General features: G+C 60.9%; 20 protein-coding genes. 10 read left to right on the top strand and 10 right to left on the bottom strand.

The annotated features are described in order from the left end of the window. Positions 1–101 precede the first annotated feature (101 nt). The 5 genes from HGHM_RS03505 to HGHM_RS03485 all read right to left on the bottom strand — a co-directional run bounded on the left by HGHM_RS03505 (position 102) and on the right by HGHM_RS03485 (position 4,457). A complete protein-coding gene (locus HGHM_RS03505) occupies positions 102–311 on the bottom strand; it encodes a cold-shock protein (RefSeq protein WP_019140121.1) in 210 nt (69 codons plus the stop codon). A gap of 353 nt (positions 312–664) precedes the next feature. Beyond that, entirely contained in the window at positions 665–1,402 is a 738-nt protein-coding gene (locus HGHM_RS03500) for an ABC transporter substrate-binding protein (protein ID WP_019140120.1), read from the bottom strand. A 68-nt stretch (positions 1,403–1,470) separates the two neighbouring features. Next, the gene (locus HGHM_RS03495; protein WP_019140119.1) at positions 1,471–2,970 is read right to left on the bottom strand and encodes a tripartite tricarboxylate transporter permease; all 1,500 of its coding nucleotides are present in this window, start codon (positions 2,968–2,970) and stop codon (positions 1,471–1,473) included. Positions 2,971–2,979: 9 nt separating this feature from the next. Then, the gene (locus tag HGHM_RS03490) at positions 2,980–3,462 is read right to left on the bottom strand and encodes a tripartite tricarboxylate transporter TctB family protein (RefSeq protein WP_026075666.1); all 483 of its coding nucleotides are present in this window, start codon (positions 3,460–3,462) and stop codon (positions 2,980–2,982) included. Between the two features lie 14 nt (positions 3,463–3,476). Next, positions 3,477–4,457, bottom strand: a complete 981-nt coding sequence (locus tag HGHM_RS03485) for a Bug family tripartite tricarboxylate transporter substrate binding protein (RefSeq protein ID WP_019140117.1) — start codon at positions 4,455–4,457, stop codon at positions 3,477–3,479. Positions 4,458–4,643: 186 nt separating this feature from the next. Here HGHM_RS03485 and acnA point away from each other — a divergent pair, with 186 nt between their 5' ends. Continuing rightward, entirely contained in the window at positions 4,644–7,289 is a 2,646-nt protein-coding gene (gene acnA, locus HGHM_RS03480; RefSeq protein WP_019140116.1) for an aconitate hydratase AcnA, read from the top strand. Next, positions 7,286–8,158 carry a GntR family transcriptional regulator gene (locus tag HGHM_RS03475; protein WP_019140115.1) on the top strand — a complete coding sequence of 291 codons (873 nt, stop codon included), beginning with the start codon at positions 7,286–7,288 and terminating at the stop codon, positions 8,156–8,158. Before acnA ends, HGHM_RS03475 begins: the two co-directional genes overlap by 4 nt. Positions 8,159–8,203: 45 nt before the next feature. Here the strand turns inward: HGHM_RS03475 and HGHM_RS03470 are convergent, their stop codons facing one another. From HGHM_RS03470 to HGHM_RS20510, 4 genes are all read right to left on the bottom strand, one after another. Further along, complete coding sequence (locus HGHM_RS03470; RefSeq protein WP_019140114.1) at positions 8,204–9,220, bottom strand: SDR family oxidoreductase; 1,017 nt, start codon at positions 9,218–9,220, stop codon at positions 8,204–8,206. A gap of 53 nt (positions 9,221–9,273) precedes the next feature. After that, positions 9,274–9,990 (bottom strand): succinate dehydrogenase iron-sulfur subunit, encoded by a 717-nt coding sequence (locus HGHM_RS03465; RefSeq protein ID WP_019140113.1) that lies wholly within the window; start codon positions 9,988–9,990, stop codon positions 9,274–9,276. 80 nt (positions 9,991–10,070) lie between these two features. Continuing rightward, entirely contained in the window at positions 10,071–10,520 is a 450-nt protein-coding gene (locus tag HGHM_RS03460) for a host attachment protein (protein ID WP_019140112.1), read from the bottom strand. Positions 10,521–10,615: 95 nt separating this feature from the next. After that, entirely contained in the window at positions 10,616–11,647 is a 1,032-nt protein-coding gene (locus HGHM_RS20510) for an alpha/beta fold hydrolase (RefSeq protein ID WP_245549150.1), read from the bottom strand. 165 nt (positions 11,648–11,812) lie between these two features. On the opposite strand from HGHM_RS20510, the gene HGHM_RS03450 reads away from it, so the two are divergent. From HGHM_RS03450 to HGHM_RS03420, 6 genes are all read left to right on the top strand, one after another. After that, positions 11,813–12,238: a PaaI family thioesterase gene (locus HGHM_RS03450; RefSeq protein WP_019140110.1), complete on the top strand. Its 426-nt coding sequence runs from the start codon at positions 11,813–11,815 to the stop codon at positions 12,236–12,238. A gap of 2 nt (positions 12,239–12,240) precedes the next feature. Continuing rightward, positions 12,241–12,465, top strand: a complete 225-nt coding sequence (locus HGHM_RS03445; protein ID WP_019140109.1) for a DUF1653 domain-containing protein — start codon at positions 12,241–12,243, stop codon at positions 12,463–12,465. A 388-nt stretch (positions 12,466–12,853) separates the two neighbouring features. Beyond that, positions 12,854–13,117, top strand: coding sequence for a hypothetical protein (locus HGHM_RS03440; protein WP_148415327.1), 264 nt, complete (start codon positions 12,854–12,856; stop codon positions 13,115–13,117). A gap of 186 nt (positions 13,118–13,303) precedes the next feature. After that, positions 13,304–13,675, top strand: coding sequence for a SirB2 family protein (locus HGHM_RS03435; RefSeq protein ID WP_019140107.1), 372 nt, complete (start codon positions 13,304–13,306; stop codon positions 13,673–13,675). Between the two features lie 159 nt (positions 13,676–13,834). Then, positions 13,835–14,716 carry a KPN_02809 family neutral zinc metallopeptidase gene (ypfJ, locus tag HGHM_RS03430; RefSeq protein ID WP_019140106.1) on the top strand — a complete coding sequence of 294 codons (882 nt, stop codon included), beginning with the start codon at positions 13,835–13,837 and terminating at the stop codon, positions 14,714–14,716. Between the two features lie 927 nt (positions 14,717–15,643). Further along, a complete protein-coding gene (locus HGHM_RS03420; RefSeq protein ID WP_019140104.1) occupies positions 15,644–15,925 on the top strand; it encodes a hypothetical protein in 282 nt (93 codons plus the stop codon). Positions 15,926–16,188: 263 nt separating this feature from the next. Here HGHM_RS03420 and HGHM_RS03410 read toward each other — a convergent pair whose 3' ends face one another. After that, positions 16,189–17,652, bottom strand: a complete 1,464-nt coding sequence (locus tag HGHM_RS03410; protein ID WP_019140102.1) for a hypothetical protein — start codon at positions 17,650–17,652, stop codon at positions 16,189–16,191. Positions 17,653–17,817: 165 nt separating this feature from the next. Between HGHM_RS03410 and HGHM_RS03400 the strand changes: the two genes are divergently transcribed. Together HGHM_RS03400 and HGHM_RS22130 are read left to right on the top strand one after the other, a co-directional pair. Then, on the top strand, positions 17,818–18,414 hold the full coding sequence (locus HGHM_RS03400; RefSeq protein WP_019140100.1) for a sigma-70 family RNA polymerase sigma factor: 597 nt from the start codon (positions 17,818–17,820) through the stop codon (positions 18,412–18,414). Continuing rightward, positions 18,411–19,166 (top strand): anti-sigma factor family protein, encoded by a 756-nt coding sequence (locus HGHM_RS22130; protein ID WP_161603763.1) that lies wholly within the window; start codon positions 18,411–18,413, stop codon positions 19,164–19,166. Before HGHM_RS03400 ends, HGHM_RS22130 begins: the two co-directional genes overlap by 4 nt. Positions 19,167–19,226 lie beyond the last annotated feature (60 nt).

The following is a 19,226-nucleotide window of genomic DNA, read 5'->3' as shown; positions in this document are numbered from 1 at the left end:
TTTCCCTTGCCGATACCAGGTGCTGCAATGCAGCCTCCCGACAAGGCATGAACTGGTCAGGCCGGCAATCCGACAAGTCGGACATGCGCCGTCCGTATAACTTACGCGGGGCGAATATTGGTCGCCTTTTCGCCTTTGGGGCCGGTGCCGCGCTCGAACGAAACGCGCTGGTTCTCAGCCAGGCTCTTGAAGCCGGTTCCCTGGATGTCCTGGAAATGCGCGAACAGGTCCGCGCCACCGCCGTCAGGCGTAATGAAGCCGAAGCCCTTGGAATCGTTGAACCATTTGACTGTGCCAGTTTGAATACTCATGTTACTTCCTTGAAAAAAATAAGGGGCTAAGCCCGAAACGCACTCGAGACCAGGAGAGATAACCGAAGGGATTCAAACAGGAATGACTCTGTGACAGAGCAAACGGGAGAGAGACCAACAATGACTACGACTCGATGCAAGTGCAGGACACAATATACAGGTAAACGCGAAGATCACCTAAGCTTATTTTCGCTAATTTTCATTCGTTGGAATGTGGCAATGAATATAGCAATAGAAGGTTGATACAGTGGCTATCCTCAGCCGGTTAAGTGTAGTCGTGACCGGCTCATAAGGTAATAAGAAATGGAACTCCTCTTATGTGGCACGGGTGAGTGTTGAAAGCCAGATGCTGATCAACAATGCAATGGCGCGACGGAGGCGCCCGCGATCTGGTGCCGGGCAAGGGAGCCGGCCACAAAGCCGGACGCCTTTATCTCTTCCACGAACTCGCCCAGATAGGCCACCACTTCTGCGGGCCGGGACTTCGGCGTAGCCATGGCCTGCTGGATCACCATGAACCGTTCGGGCAACAGGCGCAGGCCGCCGAATCGCGCGCTATCGAATTCGAGCTGCTGGCGCACACCTGCGGCGACCTCCAGGCCTTGCGCAACAAAGGTGTCGACCACCGTGGGCGAAGTAGGCGCCCGGAAGATTTCCGCATGCTTGAGTTCGCGCGTCAGGTAGAGGTCGTACGCGCTACCCTTGCCTACTGCCACCCGGATCCCGGGACGATCGACCTCGCCGTTCTCCATGATCGGCGAGTCTTCCCTGACGAGATAGCATCCCTCGATGAGAACGTATGGTGCGGTAAAAGCGATGCCTTCGCCGCGCACCGGGTCAATGGCCACGAAGCCGACATCAACTTCGTTCTGCTTGAGAGCATCCGCAGCCTTTCCGGCTGCATCGAACACCACTTTTTGCAGCCCCACCCCAAGACGCCGCGCCAGTTCGTTCGCCAGGTCGACGGAAACTCCGTACGGCTCCCGAGTTTCAGGATGAGCTTTGGCAAGTATCGGGTTGCCGAGATTGATCGACGCACGAAGCGTGCCGGTCGGCGCCAGCGCTGTCAGGACCGATTTACTGATAGCCATGATTCCTCGCAAGTGAGAACGTTTCGGATGAAAGCCGGCAAGAGCGATGCCGCTGTTCACATATAACATTAGACATCATCGCCCTGGAACCGTCGCAGGCCCTTGAACACCAGAGGTGCCATCAGCGCGAGCACGGCGATGCCGATTAGGGTAGCGGAGAACGGGTGCTTGAAAAACACCAGATGGTCGCCGAGGCTCACCTGCAGCGCCCGCCGGAACTGGCTCTCCGCCATGGGTCCAAGAATCAGGCCCACTATCATCGGGGCCACCGGATAATCCCAGCAGCGCATCAGAAAGCCGACGACGCCGAACACGACGAGCATGGTGAGTTCCACTACCGACGGGTTGGCCGCCAGCGTGCCCATCGAAGCGAATACGAGGATGCCGGCGTACAGCCATGCCTGGGGAATGGCAAGCAGCTTGACCCACAGCCCGACCAGCGGAAGATTCAGCACCAGGAGCATCAGGTTGCCGACGAAGAAGCTGGCGATCAGGCCCCACACCATTTCCGGATTGGTGGCGAACAGGAGCGGGCCGGGTACCAGGCCGTATTGCTGGAAGCCGGCAAGCATCATCGCAGCGGTGGCCGACGTCGGCAGACCAAGGGCAAGCAGCGGAACGAGCGTGCCGGTAGCCGATGCATTGTTTGCGGCTTCCGGACCGGCCACGCCGGCGATGGCGCCATTGCCGAACTCGGCGGGGTCCTTCGCCAGCTTGCGTTCCAGTGAATACGAGAGCAGGGTCGGCACTTCCGCTCCGCCGGCGGGCAAGGCGCCGATCGGAAAGCCGAGCAGGGTTCCGCGTATCCAGGCTTTCCATGATGCCTTCCAGTCGTTCAGGGTCATCCACAGCGAACCGCGAACCGGTTCGATATGCTCTTCCTGCCCCTTGAAGCGACATGCGACGTACAAGGCTTCGCCCATTGCAAACAAGCCAACAGCTAGCGTCGTAATGGACACGCCATCCATCAGCGCGGGTATGCCGAAGGTGAGCCGGGCCTGGCCGGTCAGCTTGTCGATACCAACCAGACCGAGGAACAAGCCCAACGCAAGGCTGGTCAACCCGCGCAGTGCAGAATTCCCGAATGTCGCCGAGACGGTCACAAACGCGACTGCCATCAGGGCGAAGTAGTCCCAGGGGCCGAACTGAACGGCGATCTCGACGATGGTCGGAGCGAGTACTGCAAGGCCGATAGTGGCGATGGTCCCGGCGACGAAGGATCCGATTGCCGCTGTCGCAAGCGCTGGCCCGCCGCGCCCGTTACGCGCCATCTTGTATCCCTCGATCGCAGTGGCAATCGAAGCGGCTTCGCCGGGCGTGTTAATCAGGATGGCGGTGGTCGAGCTGCCATACATACTGCCGAAGTAAATGCCGGCGAACATGATGATCGATCCTGTCGGATCGAGCTTGAAGGTCACCGGAAGCAGCAAGGCAACCGTCAGGGAGGGACTGATACCGGGCAGGATGCCGACCAGGGTACCGAGCAAGACGCCGATCCCCGCAAACAGCAGGTTCCCGGGCTGCAGGGCGACCCAGATGCCGTCTGCCAACAACGAAAAGATTTGCATGGATTTCCTTCAGCCGAGCAGTAACCGCTCCAGCGGGCCCGCCGGCAAGGTCAAGGAGAGTATCTTCGTGAAGAAGGCATAAACCGCGACGCTCAGCACGAATCCGTACACCGGTCCGAGCGATTTGATCGGTCGGCCAAAACCCCGTGCGGTCGATACGAACAGGATGGTGGCGGCAAGGATGAATCCTGCCCCGAGTGACAGCGCGACGATCTGGACGATCAATCCGCCCAGGACCCAGGCCAGCGCGCCGGGATTCATGACATCTTCCCCGGCGAGTGTCGTCTGCTTCTCCCGATGCTGCCAGGCTTGCATCAGGTGCGCCACGCCGAGCAGGCCGAGAAGCGCCGCGATCAGTTTCATCGCAACCGCCGGCCCGACACCGGGGCCAGCTCCTGCCGACACCTTGAACGAGTCGGTCAAGGTCATGACTGCAAGTATCAGCAGCACCAACCCCACGACTAGCGGCGCCCGCCATGCGGGCACCTTCATTGCGTCGCCGCCAGTCATTTCGCCAGACCGATCGATGTCAGTACTTCCTTCACCCGCGCCTGGTCAGCTTTCATGAAGGCAGTGAACTGGTCTGCGGGCAAATAGGCGTCGTCCCAGCCCCGGGTCTTCAGGATCTTCGCCCACTCGGGAGACTTGACTGTCTTCTCAACGGCCGTGGTGAGGGCCTTGCGCTGCTCGGCCGTGATATGCGGGGCGCCGACAATGCCGCGCCAGTTGACCAACTCGACATCCATGCCCTGCTCCTTGAGAGTGGGCACGTTGACGCCGGCGAGCCGCTGGCCGGAGGACAGCGCCAGCGCCCGCAGCTTGCCGGCCTTGATCATGCTCTCGAATTCGTTGTAGCCCGAGATTCCGGCCGTCACGCGGCCGCCGAGCATTTCCGCCAGCGCCTCGCCGCCGCCGGAGAACGGTACATAGTTGAGCTTCCCGGTATCGCCGCCGGCTGCCTTGGCAACCAGCCCGGCCAGGATGTGGTCTGCGCCGCCGGCAGAACCGCCGGCCCAAACCACTTTAGATGTATCGGATTTCAAGGCTGCCGCAAGATCTTTGATGGTCTTGTGCGGGGAGTTGGCGGGAACGACGACCACCAAAGGATCAGCGGTCAGGCGTGCAATGGGTGTCACGGTATCCAGCGTGACCGGTGACTTGTTGGTCAGCACGGCGCCGAGCATCGTAATACCCATCACCATCACCTGGTTGCCATCACCGGACGCACCATTCACGAATTGCGCAAGACCGACCGTGCCACCCGCTCCCGGCACATTGACCACTTGCACGCTCTTTGCGGCGCCTGTCGCAACCATCACCTGCTGCAGGGAACGGGAAGCGCCATCCCATCCGCCGCCCGGGGCTGCCGGGGCGATGATCTTCAGTTCAAGGGGATTCTGGGCCATGGCCGGCATCGATGCTGCAATCGCTACGCCGAGGGAAATCGCCTGCGCGGCCCTGCCGAAAAAACGGTTCTTCCTGAACATAACAACGTCTCCTAGAAATGAGGTCTATGCCAAAGTGCGGATTGTTGTTCTCGAAGGGCTCCCGCGCGCCCTCCCTGGTGCAAAGAAACTTCAAGCACACGACACCCACGCCAAGGAGGCGCGCTGGTCGTTTTTTCATTGTACGACACTTTGCATATTTTTACGATCATATGCAATAATGAGTTCATGAAAACCGCACATTTTTCTACGACCGGCAGCCTCACCGTCAACGCCCGCAACTACAAGATCGTCGATTTGCCCGCTCTATTTGGCAGCGAACTGGACCGCCTGCCGATGGTGATGCGCATCCTTCTGGAAAACATCATCCGCAACATGCAGGGACAGGAGCGAGACGCAGCAGTAGGCGCGATCTTCAAGTGGCTGGACCAAGGCAGCAGCGAAGCGGAAATTCCCTTTCAGCCGGTACGCGTCCTCATGCATGACACGACGAGCACTCCGGCGCTGGTAGACATCGCCGGCATGCGCAACGTGCTTGCGGAGCATGGTGTCGACCCAGCACGGTTGAATCCGACTATTCCCGTCGACGTTTCCGTCGACCACTCGCTGGCCGTGGAAGCTTACGCCCGCCCAGATGCCGTTTCCCTCAACCTGCAGCATGAGATGCGGCGCAATGAAGAGCGTTACCGCTTCCTGCGCTGGGCATCGAGATCGCTGCGCGGCGTGCGCATCCATCCGCCGGGCACCGGCATCATGCACACGATCAACCTGGAACAGCTGGCCACAGTGGTAACAGCCCAGGAACGGGACGGAAGCGAAGGCAGGGAGCTGTGGGCGGTTCCCGATTCCCTGATCGGAACCGACAGCCATACGCCGATGATCAATGGCATTGGTGTGCTGGGATGGGGAGTGGGCGGGCTGGAAGCGCAAACCGTCATGTTCGGCATGCCGACCATGCTGCGCATCCCGGATGTCGTCGGCGTGCGCCTTACCGGTACCCTGCGTCCCGGATCGACGGCCACCGACCTCGCACTGACGGTCACCCAGCGTCTGCGCGCACTCGACGTGACCGGCGACTTCGTGGAGTTCCACGGCCCGGGCGTTGCCACCCTAACGGCCGGCGACCGGGCGGTCGTCGCCAACATGGCACCCGAGTATGGTGCGACCACCGGCTACTTCGGCATCGATCGCCAGACCCTCGCTTATCTTCGCGCCACTGGCCGCAGCGAAGAGGCGCTGGCGCTGATCGAAGCCTACGGCCGGCGCACGGGCCTCTGGTTCGATCCGCATGCAACACCACGCTACACGAGCGTCATCGAAATCGACTTGAACCAGATCGGCCTGCATGTTGCCGGCCCGAAGCGGCCGCAGGACCGCTTGCCGGTTTCCGATGTACCGGCCGTCCTGCAGCAGCAGGCCACGGGCAACATGCCCCTGCCCTCAGGGCTGCCGCGGTTTCCCGTTGCGATTGCGTCCATCACCAGTTGCACGAATACTTCGGATCCGCGGCTCCTGGTCACCGCCGGCCTGATCGCGCGCAAGGCACGAACCTTCGGCCTGCAACCTGCCCACTGGGTCAAGACTTCCCTGGCACCGGGATCACCCGCTGCCGCCTCCTACCTGAAGCGGTCGGGCTTGCTCGACGATCTGAATACGCTGGGCTTCGGCATTGTCGGTTTCGGCTGCGCGACCTGCATCGGCAATTCCGGCCCGCTGACCGAGCCGATCCGAAAAATGATTGACGAAGGTTCCGGCCATCCGGTCGCGGCACTCTCCGGCAACCGGAACTTCCCCGGGCGCATCCACCCCGATCTCGACTTGGGATTCATCATGTCTCCGCCGCTGGTCATTGCGTTTGCGCTTGCGGGCAATGCCGAAAAAAATCTAGCAACGGAGCCCTTGGGCACTGCAGAAAACGGGAAGCAAGTCTACCTGCGCGACTTGTGGCCGACGCCGGAAGAAATCGAGACATGCCTGATGCTGGGACAAGCCTCCGACGACTATCGTCGCGACTTCGCCGAAGCGTCGAAGAACCCGGTCTGGCATCAGCTGGACGCGCCGGCATCCGCCCTTTTTCCCTGGGATGAACGATCGAACTACCTGCAGCGGCCGCCCTTCGCCTCGCTAAAGGAAGGCAGCCTCCTAGGTAGCTACAATGCGTACCCGCTGATGGTGCTCGGCGACGACATCACGACCGATCACATTTCGCCGGCGAGCGCGATTCCGCCCAGGAGCCTTGTCGCCGATTATCTGGTTGCGCGCGGAGACGACCGCAAGGACCTGAACGTGTTCGCTTCGCGGCGCGGCAACTGGCTTGTGATGCTGCGGGCGACCTTCCACAACAAAAACGTGGTCAATCTCCTGAAGGAAGGCCTGCCCGTCGCGCACACCTTGCACATCCCGAGCGGCGAGGTGATGCCGATCTGGGAAGCCGCGAAACGCTATCGCGAAGAAGGCCGGTCAGTGGTCATCGTCGCAGGTGAGCGTTACGGCACGGGTTCCTCCCGCGACTGGGCAGCAAAGGGGGTGCGGCTACTCAATGTCCGCTCCGTGCTCGCTCTGAGCTTCGAACGCATCCACCGGTCGAACCTGATCGGCATGGGCATCATGCCGGTGCAGCTTCCTCCCGCGTTCCGGAATCTTCCCGCTATTGAAGCGGGTGACCGGATTGAAGTATCGGCCGATGCCGCCCTGCTCGCGCCGCGCTGCACGATCCCTGTGCGCATTCATCGTACCGACGGCAGGATTGATACAATCGAGGGCAAGGCCGCCGTCGAGACCCAGCTGGAAGTCACCCTGCTCAAATCAGGCGGCGTCATGCCCCTCATCCTAGAAAACACCATCCAGGCCAGCCGGGAAGTCGCATCGCCATGAAGCCGATCGCCGCGCAGATCGTTGAAATCATCCAGTCGGAAAATCTTGCAGTCGGGACCCACCTGCCGGCCCAGATGCTGGCGGATCGCCTGCGCGTCTCCCGGCAACCGGTCAACGATGCGCTAGGTACGCTTTGCGAAAAGGGTATTCTTTACCGGGAACCCAACCGAGGTTATTTCCTTGCGAAGAAGCCCTTGCAGCCGGTGGCGAAGCTGGCAGAAGAGGATGTGGTGACAGCGGTCTATTTCCGGATTGCCGAGGATCGCTTGCGCGGACAATTGCCCGACGAATTCACCGAGTCCATGCTCAAGCAGCGCTACAACCTGACAGCGACGCAGCTCTCGTCGGTACTGGCGCGCATTGCGCAGGAAGGCTGGGCGGAGAAGAAACCCGGTTACGGCTGGATGTTTTCATCGATGCTGACCAGCTCCGAAAGTCTGGTGCAGTCTTATCGCCTGCGTCTGGCGCTCGAACCCGCAGCCCTGCTCGAACCCGGCTACCGCCTGAACCCGCAGGCACTGGAACGGTGCAAGTCGGCGGAATACCATCTCCTGGAGGGCGGCATCGAAACCGATACGGCGGACCAGTTGCATGACCGGGGGGTCCGCTTCCACGAAACCCTGGTCGAGGCTTCCGGCAACCCGTTCTTCATCGATACCATCAAGCGGGTCAATCGCGTCCGGCGCCTTCTCTCCTATCGCTCCATGCTGGACCGCAGTCGCTACAAGCAGCATTGCAAGCAACACCTGCACATCCTGGAACTGCTCGAAAAGGAGCGCAACGAGGAGGCCTCCGAAGCGATGGCCGCGCATCTCCGCAGCACTGTCAACAACATTACGAAGATCCGCAAGCTTCTCGACACGAAGTGATTTGCCATCGAGATGGCGGATGGCAGCCGCAAATCCGGCCGCTTCCTACGCAGAACTGCGCCGCGAATTCCATAGCGCTGCAAGCGCCAGCCCGGCGCCGAACATCAGCACCCGGGTCGCCGTCGGATGGAGTGCAGCCTGGGTGTACCAGCTCGATTCATGCACCCGGCCGTCGCGGCCCTGGCGCTGCCGCAGGCCATCGCCGACCGGCCTATACAGGCTGTTCCTCTCCCTGTCCTGCGCCGGCTTGTCGCTTTGCTGCTGCTTGAAGGCGAAGCGCTTCATGTAGCTGTCGATGAGGCGCGGCAGATGATAGGCGCCGGAAGCAGTCAGCTTTGCGACGCCGCCTACATAGATGTCGCGCATGGGGTGCGCCGCCGCATGCAGGATGGCATCGGCGACCACTTCCGGCGCGTAAACGGGCGGCGGCAGCTGCGGCTCCACTTGCATGTAATTCTTCGCATGCGGCACGAACATGGTGTCGATCGAGGCCGGCTTGATCAGCGTGACCGACACCGGCGCATTTTCAGCTTCCAATTCCACCCGCAGGGAGTCGGTAAAGCCCTTGACCGCGTGCTTGGAAGCGGAATAGATGCCCTGCAGCGGAACGGCACGATCGGAAACTTCGCTGCCGATATTGATGATGGCGCCGCCCTTTTCCTTCAGGTGCTTTGCCGCCAGCAGCGAGCCATGCACCACACCCCAGAAATTGGTATCGATCAGGCGACGCTGGTCTTCCAGTGAAACGTCTTCCATGCGCCCGAAGATCGACACGCCGGCATTGTTTACCCAGGTATCGAAGCCGCCGAATTCCCGGATCGCCGTCTCGGCGACCCGGCGCACATCCTCTTCCTTGCCGACATCGGCCGCGACGTAAAGGGCCTTGCAGCCTTCACTCGTGAGTTCTCCTGCCAATTGCCTGAGCGCATCCTCGTTGCGCGCCACCAGCACCAGCCGCGTGCCGCGACGCGCCGCCTTGCGGGCGGTGGTCAGGCCAATGCCGCTGGTCGCCCCCGTGATGACCATCACCTGGTCCGCTATTTTTTTGAGTTGTACTTTCATGGGCTTCCTTCTAAGATTAGCTGTTCACGCCTTCATTGCCGCCGGCACGGGCCTCATATCGTGCGCCGGAGCAGCATGGTGCGGATCTCGCTGATGGCCGCCGCCGGGTTCAATCCTTTCGGACACACGTCGGCGCAGTTCATGATGGTGCGGCAGCGGAACAGGCGGTAGGCATCGTCCAGGTTGTCCAGCCTTTCCTTGGTTGCCTCATCCCTGCTGTCGGCAATGAAGCGGTAGGCCTGCAGCAGCCCCGCCGGTCCGACGAACTTGTCCGGGTTCCACCAGAAGGTCGGGCAGGACGAGGAACAACAGGCGCACAGGATGCACTCGTACAGACCGTCGAGCAGGGCTCGCTCTTCCGGAAATTGCAGGCGTTCCTTTTCCGGCGGCGGCGTGTCGTTGATCAGGTAAGGCTTGATCGAGTGGTACTGCTTGAAGAAATTGGTGAAGTCGACGATCAGGTCGCGCACCACCGGCAGGCCGGGCAGAGGCTTGAGCACGATCGGATGCTTCACCTCGTTCAGGTTGGTAATGCAGGCGAGGCCGTTCTTGCCATTGATGTTCATCGCATCCGAGCCGCAGATGCCTTCGCGACAGGAGCGGCGAAACGACAGGGTGTCGTCGACCTCGGCCTTGATCCGCATGAGCACGTCGAGCAGCATCTTTTCCTGGTGCCCGAGCTGCACTTCATATTTCCGCATGTAAGGCCGTTCGTCAGTATCCGGATCGTAGCGGTAGATTTCCAGGTGAACCGTGCGTTGGGTGGCCATGGTCGATATCGGTGTCGGTGAAGAGGTGAAATCGATGCATCATCCATGCCATGCCGGTACAGCTGTACCGATATGGTGGTTCAATGCAGCTTGCCCTTGGCTTTCAGGTAAGCCTCGATGTCCGAAGCATCCAGCCAGGAAATGTCCCGGGGGATTTCATCTTCCACCAATTCCCCCACTTCCTTGCTCAGGTGCTTGCGCAGCATGCCGAGGAACTTCGGATAGGCAATCACGCGCAACCGGTCGTAGCGGTGCTCCATGCGCGCCTTGTCGAGGAACTGGCTGACTTCCTTCGAAAAGATTTCCACTTCGCGCTGCATGGGATCGACACTCGGCTCGGCGGTATGGTCCTGCTCGCGTTCGCCCTTGCCATGGAAGCGCCCCATGGGTTCGTCTTCGATGTCCTGCTCGTTTCCGCGCGCAACCGGATTGGCGACATCCTCGACTTCGCGCAAATGATGTTCCGTTCCTTCCAGTTCGAAAATCCTCGCGCGGCTGCTGTCTGCGGCAACAATCCAAGTCGTTTGCATATGACGTCCTCCTTGAAAACAGTCTTGTTCGACAAGGAAACGGCCATGTTTGTTCGTACGGCCGCCGCGGCGAAGCATTGCCGGCCCGGTCCGGTTCACTGGAGGGTGCCTGGCGCGGGATAGGCAAGCTGCGGCATCCTCCTGCCTTCCGTGCGCACCGCGCTGGCGACGGCATCGATCGCAGCCATCACTTCATGCGGCACCAGGTGGTGAATCATGTGGCCCGCGCCCGGCGCGAGGTTGAGGTCGCTCTGCGGCAGTTCGGCATGCAGGCGTTCCGACTGCCGGTGCGGATCGACCTGGCGGTCGTCGGCACCCGCCATGATGGTGACGGGCATGGCGATTTCGTGATAGCGGCTGCGCAGGCGGAACGCGGCCGGAATCATCAGGGCTGCCTCGGCTGCACTGGCCCGCAATTGGGACGGGCGCAGGCTCATCCATACCGGATATGCCGAGAACCGTTCCGGCACCGGCGCCGGACCGAAGAGGCGACGCAGGATGGCGGGCCACATCAGCCTGCCGAGCAGCGGTGACACGGTGTAGCGCATCAGGTCGCCGATCACCGGAATGGCCGGCGGCGAGGCCAGCGGCACGTCCAGGCGCATGCTCGGATAGTAGTAGCCGGAGAGCAGCGCCAGTCCGCGCACATCCTTCGGGAACTCGAGCGCCATGGCAACGGCGACCAGCGCTCCCCAGGAATGTCCAACCACGATGGCTTTCTCCACGCCAAGCCTGCCCAGAGCCCGGTGCAGCAGCCGGGCCTGCGCAGTCGGCGTCCAGAGCGTAGTGCGGGGGCGTTCGCTGTAGCCATAGCCCGGACGGTCGAAGGCGATCACGCGATAGTTTTCGGATGCCAGATCGAGCAAGCCGCTGACGTCGAAATCCTGAATCATGGTTCCATTGCCGTGCAACAGGACGAGGGGCTGACCCTGCCCGCGCTCCACATAATGCAGGCGCACGCCATCCACCTCGATGAATTGCCCTGCCGGTGGATTCTCGCGTTCCGCCTGCTGGGTCCGCCTGCGCACCACCAGTGCCGCGCTGGCCAGAGCCACGGCGGTACCGGCCAGCATCATGTTGCGCCAGGGATGCGGGGCTTCCTTGGAATACGGACTTTTCTTGCGCATGGAATCGCTCATCACATCAGCTCCCGTCCTGTTCAGGATGCGTTTGGAATGAAGCCCATTGATCAAAGTTCAATCTTGCTGTCGACACATTGCTCCCGAAAGCTGCATTGGAAGGCTTGGCATGTACAAGGTATAGTTGCAGGATCAGCCACGCCATGGAGACGCATGATGCCGAACATCGATCCCGATTCCTTCAACCAGCGCGGAGTGCCCTACCTTCCGGGCCTGCTCGGCATCCGCGTCACCCGCATCGCCGGGCAATCGCTGGCCGCGGAACTTGCTGTGCAACAATCGCACCTCGCACCCAACGGCTATTTGCATGCAGGTACGGTAGTCACTCTCGCCGATACCGCCTGCGGCTATGCCTGCATCGCCAACCTGCCGGAAGGTGCGGCAAACTTCACCACCATAGAACTGAAGAGCAACTTCATCGGCACCGCGCGCGAAGGCGTGATCGAATGCGAGGCGAAGGCGGTGCACGCCGGGCGCAATACCCAGGTCTGGGATGCCGAGGTGCGGCACCGCGACAGCGGCAAGCTGATCGCCACCTTCCGCTGCACCCAGATGATCCTGTGGCCGAAGCAGGCATAAGGATGGACATGCACATCGCGCCCGGCATATATGAACACTACAAGGGCAAGCGCTATTTCGTGCTCGGCCTGTCCCGCCATAGCGAAACCGGGGAAGTCTGCGTGGTGTACCGGCCGCTTTATGACACCGACTGGCCGCATCTGGTGCATCGCCCGGCGGCGATGTTCTTCGAAGAAGTAGAGGTCAACGGGACGCGCGTGCCGCGCTTCCGGCCCGTGGCGGCATGAGCGCGCATTGCTGCTGAATTGCTGCTGAATTGCAACCGGGTGTAAGCCTCCCTGCCGCACATGCAGGGAGGACGCGTCCAGCGGCATTGCCATTCGTTACACTTTCCTACAAGCAGTTTCCCCTTCCCCGCCCGGTTTCGGCGAACATACTGGAAGGCAGTCTGTCGCTACCGCGAACCGGCTGCAGGCGGCCCGCAAGCCAGCCGCCAGGACTCCAGCATGATCTGTGTGGAATCCGTCCATCCCGTTCCACTTGCCCAGACAAAGAAAAATGAAAAGAAAACTTGCTTTGGTATTTGCAGGACTGCTCGCTGCCTTGAGCATCTGCACTTTGGTCCAGGCTGAGCCGCCTGCCCGACACAAAAACCAAGCCCAGCGCTCCAAGGCCGTGCGCAAACACCGATATGTGTATTACCCGGCGCTCGAAGTCTATTACGCGCCGGAAAAGCAGGTCTGGTTCTGGCGTAACGGCAACAGCTGGAGTTCCGGCGTCTACCTGCCTGAGAGCTATGAGACTGGCGACACTTCCGGCGTGCCGGTCCTCCTCAAGTCCGATCGCCCCTATGCGGAACATGCCTATGTGGAAGAACGCTATGGCCGTCCCTGGCGCGCAAAGTACCAGAGCGCCAGCGAACACCTGGCATCGAACTGAGAGGCCGTACTGCCCTTCTGAGCCCGCGACGGGCGGACGCATAAGCTTCCGCCCGTTTTTCATTTCCGTGGGCCATGCATGCGGCCGTGCCGGCTTGATAGAATGGCGCGCCGGCCGCAGCAGCATTGCCGGCGTAAAATCCGGCCACCATCGAGCCACCCTTCAACCCGATCCAGCGATTGCCCAATGAGCTATCTCGCCGTCAAGCATATCCATGTCACCTTCGTCGCCTTGAGCGGCATCCTGTTCTTCATCCGCGGCCTGTGGATGATGAGCGACTCCGCCATGCTGCAGCAGCGCTGGGTGAAGATCGTGCCGCACGTCGTCGATACCATCCTGCTCGCCAGCGCACTGGTCATGGTGGTCTGGAGCCATCAGTATCCCTTCGTGCAAAACTGGCTGACTGCCAAACTGGTCTTGCTGGTGGTGTATATCGGACTGGGCATGCTGGCGCTCAAGCGTAGCAAGTCCAAGTCGGCCAAGGTGGCCGCTTTCATCGCCGCCCTGGCGGTGTTTGCCTACATCATCAAGATCGCGATCACGCGGCAGGTTTTCTAAGCGGCTGCAGCTGGACAAGCTGTCAGGAAAATATTCAACCGAGCAAGTTTCGATGATAGTAAGAATCAAGGCGCCAATCACGGTGCGCAAGGGAATCCGGGCGACTGCGCGACGGTCTACGTATTGGGCATGCGGACGAGTCAATCCGGAGGACAAGCCATGAGATGGGAAGGCAATCGCGAAAGCGACAATGTGGAAGACCGCCGCGGCGACTATGACGGCGGTGGCGGCGGTGGCTTCGGTTTCGGCGGACGCTCGGTGGGCATCGGCACTGTCGTGGTGGCGCTGGTGGCATCCTATTTCCTCGGCATCAACCCGGCCACCCTGCTCAGCCTCCTGAGCGGCGGCCCGGCCCCGGTGCCGACGCAGCAGGCTCCCGCGCACCGTCCACCGGCCGACGACCGCATGGCGCGCTTCGTCTCCACCGTGCTGGCCGATACCGAAGATACCTGGACGGAATTGTTCCGCGAGCGCGGCGGCCAATACGTCAAGCCCAAGCTGGTGCTGTTCACCGGCCGCACCCGCACCGCCTGCGGCATCGGCCAGTCCGCGACCGGCCCCTTCTATTGCCCGGCCGACCAGGAAATCTACATCGACCTGAGCTTTTACCAGCTGATGAAAGAGCGCTTCCGGGTATCGGGCGAATTCGCCGAAGCCTACGTCATCGCCCATGAAGTCGGCCACCATGTGCAGAAACTGATCGGCATCTCCGACAAGGTCGACAATGCCCGCCGCCGCATGAGCGAAGCCCAGGCCAATGCCCTGTCAGTGCGCCTCGAACTGCAAGCCGACTGCTTCGCCGGCGTCTGGGCCTACCACGCCGACCGCACGCGCAACATCCTGGAAGAAGGCGACATCGAAAGCGCACTGAACGCCGCCACCGCCATCGGCGACGACACCCTGCAGCGCCAGGCCCAAGGCTACGTGGTGCCAGACTCCTTCACCCACGGCACCTCGGCACAGCGGGTGCGCTGGTTCACACGCGGTATAGAGTCGGGGAAGATGAGTGCCTGCAATACATTTGAGGCGAGGCAGCTGTGAAGCTGGTCCTAAAAGACAACAAATATTAGCGTTAAGTGACAAATCAATGGACGTACCGATACTTAAGAAGGGAGTTTTTCACTGCACTTGCGGCTGCGCTCAAGTCTATCCCCGGTTCGATGGCGAGACTGTGGAGGGTGACACCAAGCTCTTTTTCCGTTGTGTCCTAATGCAACACGAAGCCGGCTTCCCGCATCTTTGGCTTGGCATCTTTACAGGACCGTGGTTCGATGATGGACGGGACTGCTGGGTGAGCGTTCACCTGTGGAGCAATGGAACGGGCTTGGTGACCCGGATTGAGGACTTTGCCGACACCCCTTGGAGTGAAGACGACATCTGGAATTGCCGGCCACTCAATAGGTCAGATGTCTTGGGAAACGAAGGAGCGCTTCCCTGGTTTATCGAGTTTGCGCAACAGGTAACAACTAGCTACAAGCCATTTGGACATTTCCTGATCAGTGGAGCAGCCACATAACAGACCGTGTTAAATGGCAAGCCGTAGAACGGGTAGTGCTGACCACTTTTGCTTTCCGCTTCTGACGCTGCCGAAAAAGCAGTCGGCAAATCGGATAAAGAAGCGAACGTTGTCTGAGCGAAGCGAGTTTCGTTCGCTTCCCGATTTGGCGATTGCTTTTTCGGGAGCAGGAGTTTGCGCTTGCAAGCGCAAACCGTTCCGCAGGCGGACACCAATGCTGTCCGAATTCCCTGCGACACCCCCGCAGGGGCAGCGGCTGCGCGGTCGCCTTCTTTTGCTTACTTTTCTCGGCGAAGCAAGAAAAGTAAGTGGCCGCCGGGCCACCCCGGCAAGTCTGCACAGCGAAACTTCCGAATCGAACACCGAAGAAAGAAGCGAGATTCCCACCTTCATGGGAATACCATCCAAGCCCACAAATACGATCATACAAAAACACTACTCACCATAACCCCATGCCCCACCTCCAATCCCTAACCACCCTCCGCACCTCCCTCCAGGACCTGCAACAAAACCGCCTCTCCATCGCCGACTTCTGCCGCACCTGGCGCGCCCAGACCACCCTGCTGGCCGCCCTGCCGCCGCGCTACGGCCAGGTGATGGAAGACTTGCTGGGCCGCATGGAAGCAGGCAGCCTGTTTACCGAGGAAAGCTGCTCCTTCAGCCACGAAGACTTGCAGGCCAACCTCTCGGTCTGGCTCGATAAGGCGAGCCAGACGCTTGCGGGCAGCGCCTGATCCGGTTCCGGCCAGGCCTGCCCGCTGTCCGCGCTCCCCAAATTTTTACATGCCGGAGTTTTGCGCCGGCTGCTGCATGGCTTGTCCGCCTGCCGTATTGCTGGCAGAGCCGTTACTGAAAGAGCCGGATCCAGCCTGCTGCGGCGCCATGCCGTCGCCGCTGCCACCGCCGCATGACACAAGACACGCCAGGACACACATCCATCCCCAGTGCAGCCGGCGGGCTGTGAAAATATTCGCTTTCATGAACAGGCCTCCATCCTCTAGCGATCGTCCGCATCGCGCCCTTGTGCCGAAGGCACGGCGGATGACACGTTCGCAATGCTTCCACTCAGCACCCAGGCTTTCTGGCTGGGAGCAAAGCGCGGCGCCAGCAAGCCGTCATTGATCTCGCGCGTCACCGCAAATCGGTTGTACGAGGTCGCGGGCAGGAACAATCTCTGATTGTTCTCGAAGCCATCGCTCGCCGTATCGACATCGCCCTCTTCAGCCGAAATCACGCCGTCGCCATTGGTGTCGACGCGCTTGACTTCCTTCGCATAGGCGTCGTACAGGCGCTGCGGGAATGCCACCCCGGGTTCGAAGGACGCGACCCGCACATAGGTGTCGAGCATGATCTCGTTTGCCAGCCCGCTCGGGATGAAGCGCTGGCGAAACTCTCTTTGCGAATCGACATCGGCATCGAACTTGTCCGGGTCGCGCGGCCCGGATGCCCCCAGCACGCCAGCGTTATTCGGGTTGTCCCCATACTTGAGCGGGTCGTTCTTGACGCCCGATGGTCCGGAACCCGGCACCAGTGAGGACAGCGCTCCGACCATGCCGGCTTCGAATGTGCCGGGCAGCCCGCCGGTGAAGGGAAGCTCATACAGGGGGTGGATCCAGTTGGTGGTGTAATTGAATTCCCAGTAGTTGTGGCAATCGGTCTGCTGCATGCAGTTGAATGCCCCCATGCTCAGCTGGATCGGCACCACATTGGTTTGCCGGTCCGGGAAATGATCGCTGGCGCTTGGGAAATGCTCGGGCTGGCCATCCATGGTGAAGATATTGCCTGGCGTGTTGTGGCCGTTGCCCATGGCGCGCAGGGCCGTGGCGTCGGCTCCGGTGATTGTGCCGAACTGGGCGGAGCCGTCCGCGCGCGGCGATGCGACATTCGGCACCCGCAGGTCGTGGATCATCCAGCCTTCATACCAGCCGCTTTCATTGTTGATCACGAACAGCCCGGAGATGTCGGTAAAGACATCGATGAAGGCTTCCACATCGCTCGGGTCGGTCGGCAAGCCGGGCTTGGGTTCGAGCGCCAGGCGCACCGCACCGATGGTGGGCAAGCCGCAATTCGATCCGGTTGCCGTCAGCATCGCCTTGTCATTTACCCCGGGAATTTGCGTGGTGAAAGGATTTGGCTCAAAGCCGCTGCTGTTGAGCAAATAGTATTGGAAGAACTGGCTGGGCTGGTCCGCTTCGGCGAAGATCTGCATGGGCAGGAAGGTATGCGGACGCTCGGCCAGGGTGGCAAGCACATCCTTCAGCGCCGCGGGCAGTTGGCTCACGTCGCTGCGGTTCAGCACCTGCGTCCGGTCGGCTGCGGCATTCGGATTGGGATGGCAGGGAGCTGAGGGCTGGCCGGCATGTGCGCCATGGGCCATGGCGCACAGGATGGCGAAAAGACAGGCTGAACCGGCCCATCCGGCAGATTTCTTGATGCGCGTGGATTCGGTGTGCAGTTTCATTTCATACCCTTTCAGCATGGATGGATGAATGCGCGGCCCGGAATGGACGGGGCCGGCCTGTCCTCCCTCTTCTTTCTCACGGTCTTTGAGCGCAAGACGACATTGCGCGCGGCTTTATTCCATGGAAGCGCTGTGTGCTTTTTTTCCGGCCCGGGAATAAATTGAATGGGCATTGCGTCTTACTTTCGGACAAGGAAAGCTTCGCCGGATGAAGCGCGCAACAGTGCTGCCTTCAGGGAAGTGGCCTTGCCCCAGCTGGGACCGGCTTATCGGCTGGCGCGCTGGCTGACCCGCAATCATGAGGATGCGGAAGAAATCGTGCAGGAAGCGTATTTGTCCGCCTTCCGGCACTTCGATGGCTATCGCGGTGGCGACCCGCGCTCCTGGATCCTGACGATCGTGCGCAATACGTATTACTCGTCGTTGCGGCAGCATCAGCCCGCCGCCGAAAGCTTCGATGAAGAAGCGCATGGCGCGGAAGATTGCGAGGCGGCTTCCGGTCTTGTTTCCGGCCTTGCGACGGACAGGAATCCGGAATCGATCCTGTCGCAGCGGCAGAACATGGAAATGGTTCAGAAGGCGCTCGAGGAATTGCCGGTCGATATGCGGGAAGTGCTGGTGCTGAGAATGTTTGACGAGCTTACCTATAATGAGATTGCAACGATTACCAATATTCCGCTGGGCACGGTCATGTCACGCCTGGCACGCGCGCGCCTGCATCTGGCAAAGCGTCTGAAGCCCATGAATCCGGAATGGAAATGAACTGCACCGAAATTCAGGCGAAAGTGCACAGCTATCTCGATGCGGAACTGGACGCGTCGAGGCGGCAGGATATCGACCGGCATGTCCTCGACTGCCATGACTGCGCCAGAGTCTATGCTGAACAGCAGGCTCTGGACGGCATCCTCAGAAAGCATGCACCCCGCTTCGAAGCGCCGGTGCAATTGCGTGAACGCATTGAATCCGCGCTTCCAGTCACCGGGAAAAAGGCGGACCCCGGGCGCGTGCAGCGTCCTGCCTGGTGGAGCCTTGCCGCCACGGCCATGCTTGCAGTCGCACTGACCTGGGGACTGGGTGCGTATCAGAGGGCGGCCGAAGTGGAAGAGGATTTCAGGGACGATGCGATTTCCGTGCACCGGCGCTCGCTGCTGGAAAACCATCTGGTGGATGTGGCCGAAACGCAAGCGGGCCGGCTCGCATCATGGTTTGGCCGGCGCCTGCCCTATCGCGTCGATGTCCGGGACTTGTCGGCGCAAGGCTATGCCCTCGTCGGCGGCCGCCTCGACTATCTCTATACCCGGCCGCTGGCTGCGGTCGTGTACCGGCAGGAACGGCATGTCATCAACGTGCTCATCTGGCCATCATCGAAGTCGGACGACTTCCCGACTTCAATGATGGCCGAGGAAGGGCTGCGCGTGAAATTCTTCCGAAAGGGCAGCATGAACCTGTGTGTCATCTCCGATCTCGACCAGGCAGGATTCGACCGCTTCACCCAGGCCCTGCTGGGCGCCTGAGCCCTGCTTCATTCCTTCCCGTTCAGGAAGGGAACTTACAGTTTTATTGCGCCACTCAGC

This window comes from Noviherbaspirillum massiliense JC206, assembly GCF_000312045.1.
GTDB classification, from domain to species: Bacteria; Pseudomonadota; Gammaproteobacteria; order Burkholderiales; family Burkholderiaceae_D; genus Noviherbaspirillum; species Noviherbaspirillum massiliense.
Note: the sequence above shows the minus strand (reverse complement) of the source record. Positions and strands in the feature narration are given on the sequence as shown.

Coding starts and splice junctions, on each gene's coding strand:
- HGHM_RS03505 (WP_019140121.1), bottom strand. CDS start 311: ATGAGTATTCAAACTGGCACAGTCAAATGGTTCAACGATTCCAAGGGC.
- HGHM_RS03500 (WP_019140120.1), bottom strand. CDS start 1,402: ATGGCTATCAGTAAATCGGTCCTGACAGCGCTGGCGCCGACCGGCACG.
- HGHM_RS03495 (WP_019140119.1), bottom strand. CDS start 2,970: ATGCAAATCTTTTCGTTGTTGGCAGACGGCATCTGGGTCGCCCTGCAG.
- HGHM_RS03490 (WP_026075666.1), bottom strand. CDS start 3,462: ATGAAGGTGCCCGCATGGCGGGCGCCGCTAGTCGTGGGGTTGGTGCTG.
- HGHM_RS03485 (WP_019140117.1), bottom strand. CDS start 4,457: ATGTTCAGGAAGAACCGTTTTTTCGGCAGGGCCGCGCAGGCGATTTCC.
- acnA (WP_019140116.1), top strand. CDS start 4,644: ATGAAAACCGCACATTTTTCTACGACCGGCAGCCTCACCGTCAACGCC.
- HGHM_RS03475 (WP_019140115.1), top strand. CDS start 7,286: ATGAAGCCGATCGCCGCGCAGATCGTTGAAATCATCCAGTCGGAAAAT.
- HGHM_RS03470 (WP_019140114.1), bottom strand. CDS start 9,220: ATGAAAGTACAACTCAAAAAAATAGCGGACCAGGTGATGGTCATCACG.
- HGHM_RS03465 (WP_019140113.1), bottom strand. CDS start 9,990: ATGGCCACCCAACGCACGGTTCACCTGGAAATCTACCGCTACGATCCG.
- HGHM_RS03460 (WP_019140112.1), bottom strand. CDS start 10,520: ATGCAAACGACTTGGATTGTTGCCGCAGACAGCAGCCGCGCGAGGATT.
- HGHM_RS20510 (WP_245549150.1), bottom strand. CDS start 11,647: ATGCGCAAGAAAAGTCCGTATTCCAAGGAAGCCCCGCATCCCTGGCGC.
- HGHM_RS03450 (WP_019140110.1), top strand. CDS start 11,813: ATGATGCCGAACATCGATCCCGATTCCTTCAACCAGCGCGGAGTGCCC.
- HGHM_RS03445 (WP_019140109.1), top strand. CDS start 12,241: ATGGACATGCACATCGCGCCCGGCATATATGAACACTACAAGGGCAAG.
- HGHM_RS03435 (WP_019140107.1), top strand. CDS start 13,304: ATGAGCTATCTCGCCGTCAAGCATATCCATGTCACCTTCGTCGCCTTG.
- ypfJ (WP_019140106.1), top strand. CDS start 13,835: ATGAGATGGGAAGGCAATCGCGAAAGCGACAATGTGGAAGACCGCCGC.
- HGHM_RS03420 (WP_019140104.1), top strand. CDS start 15,644: ATGCCCCACCTCCAATCCCTAACCACCCTCCGCACCTCCCTCCAGGAC.
- HGHM_RS03410 (WP_019140102.1), bottom strand. CDS start 17,652: ATGAAACTGCACACCGAATCCACGCGCATCAAGAAATCTGCCGGATGG.
- HGHM_RS03400 (WP_019140100.1), top strand. CDS start 17,818: ATGGGCATTGCGTCTTACTTTCGGACAAGGAAAGCTTCGCCGGATGAA.
- HGHM_RS22130 (WP_161603763.1), top strand. CDS start 18,411: ATGAACTGCACCGAAATTCAGGCGAAAGTGCACAGCTATCTCGATGCG.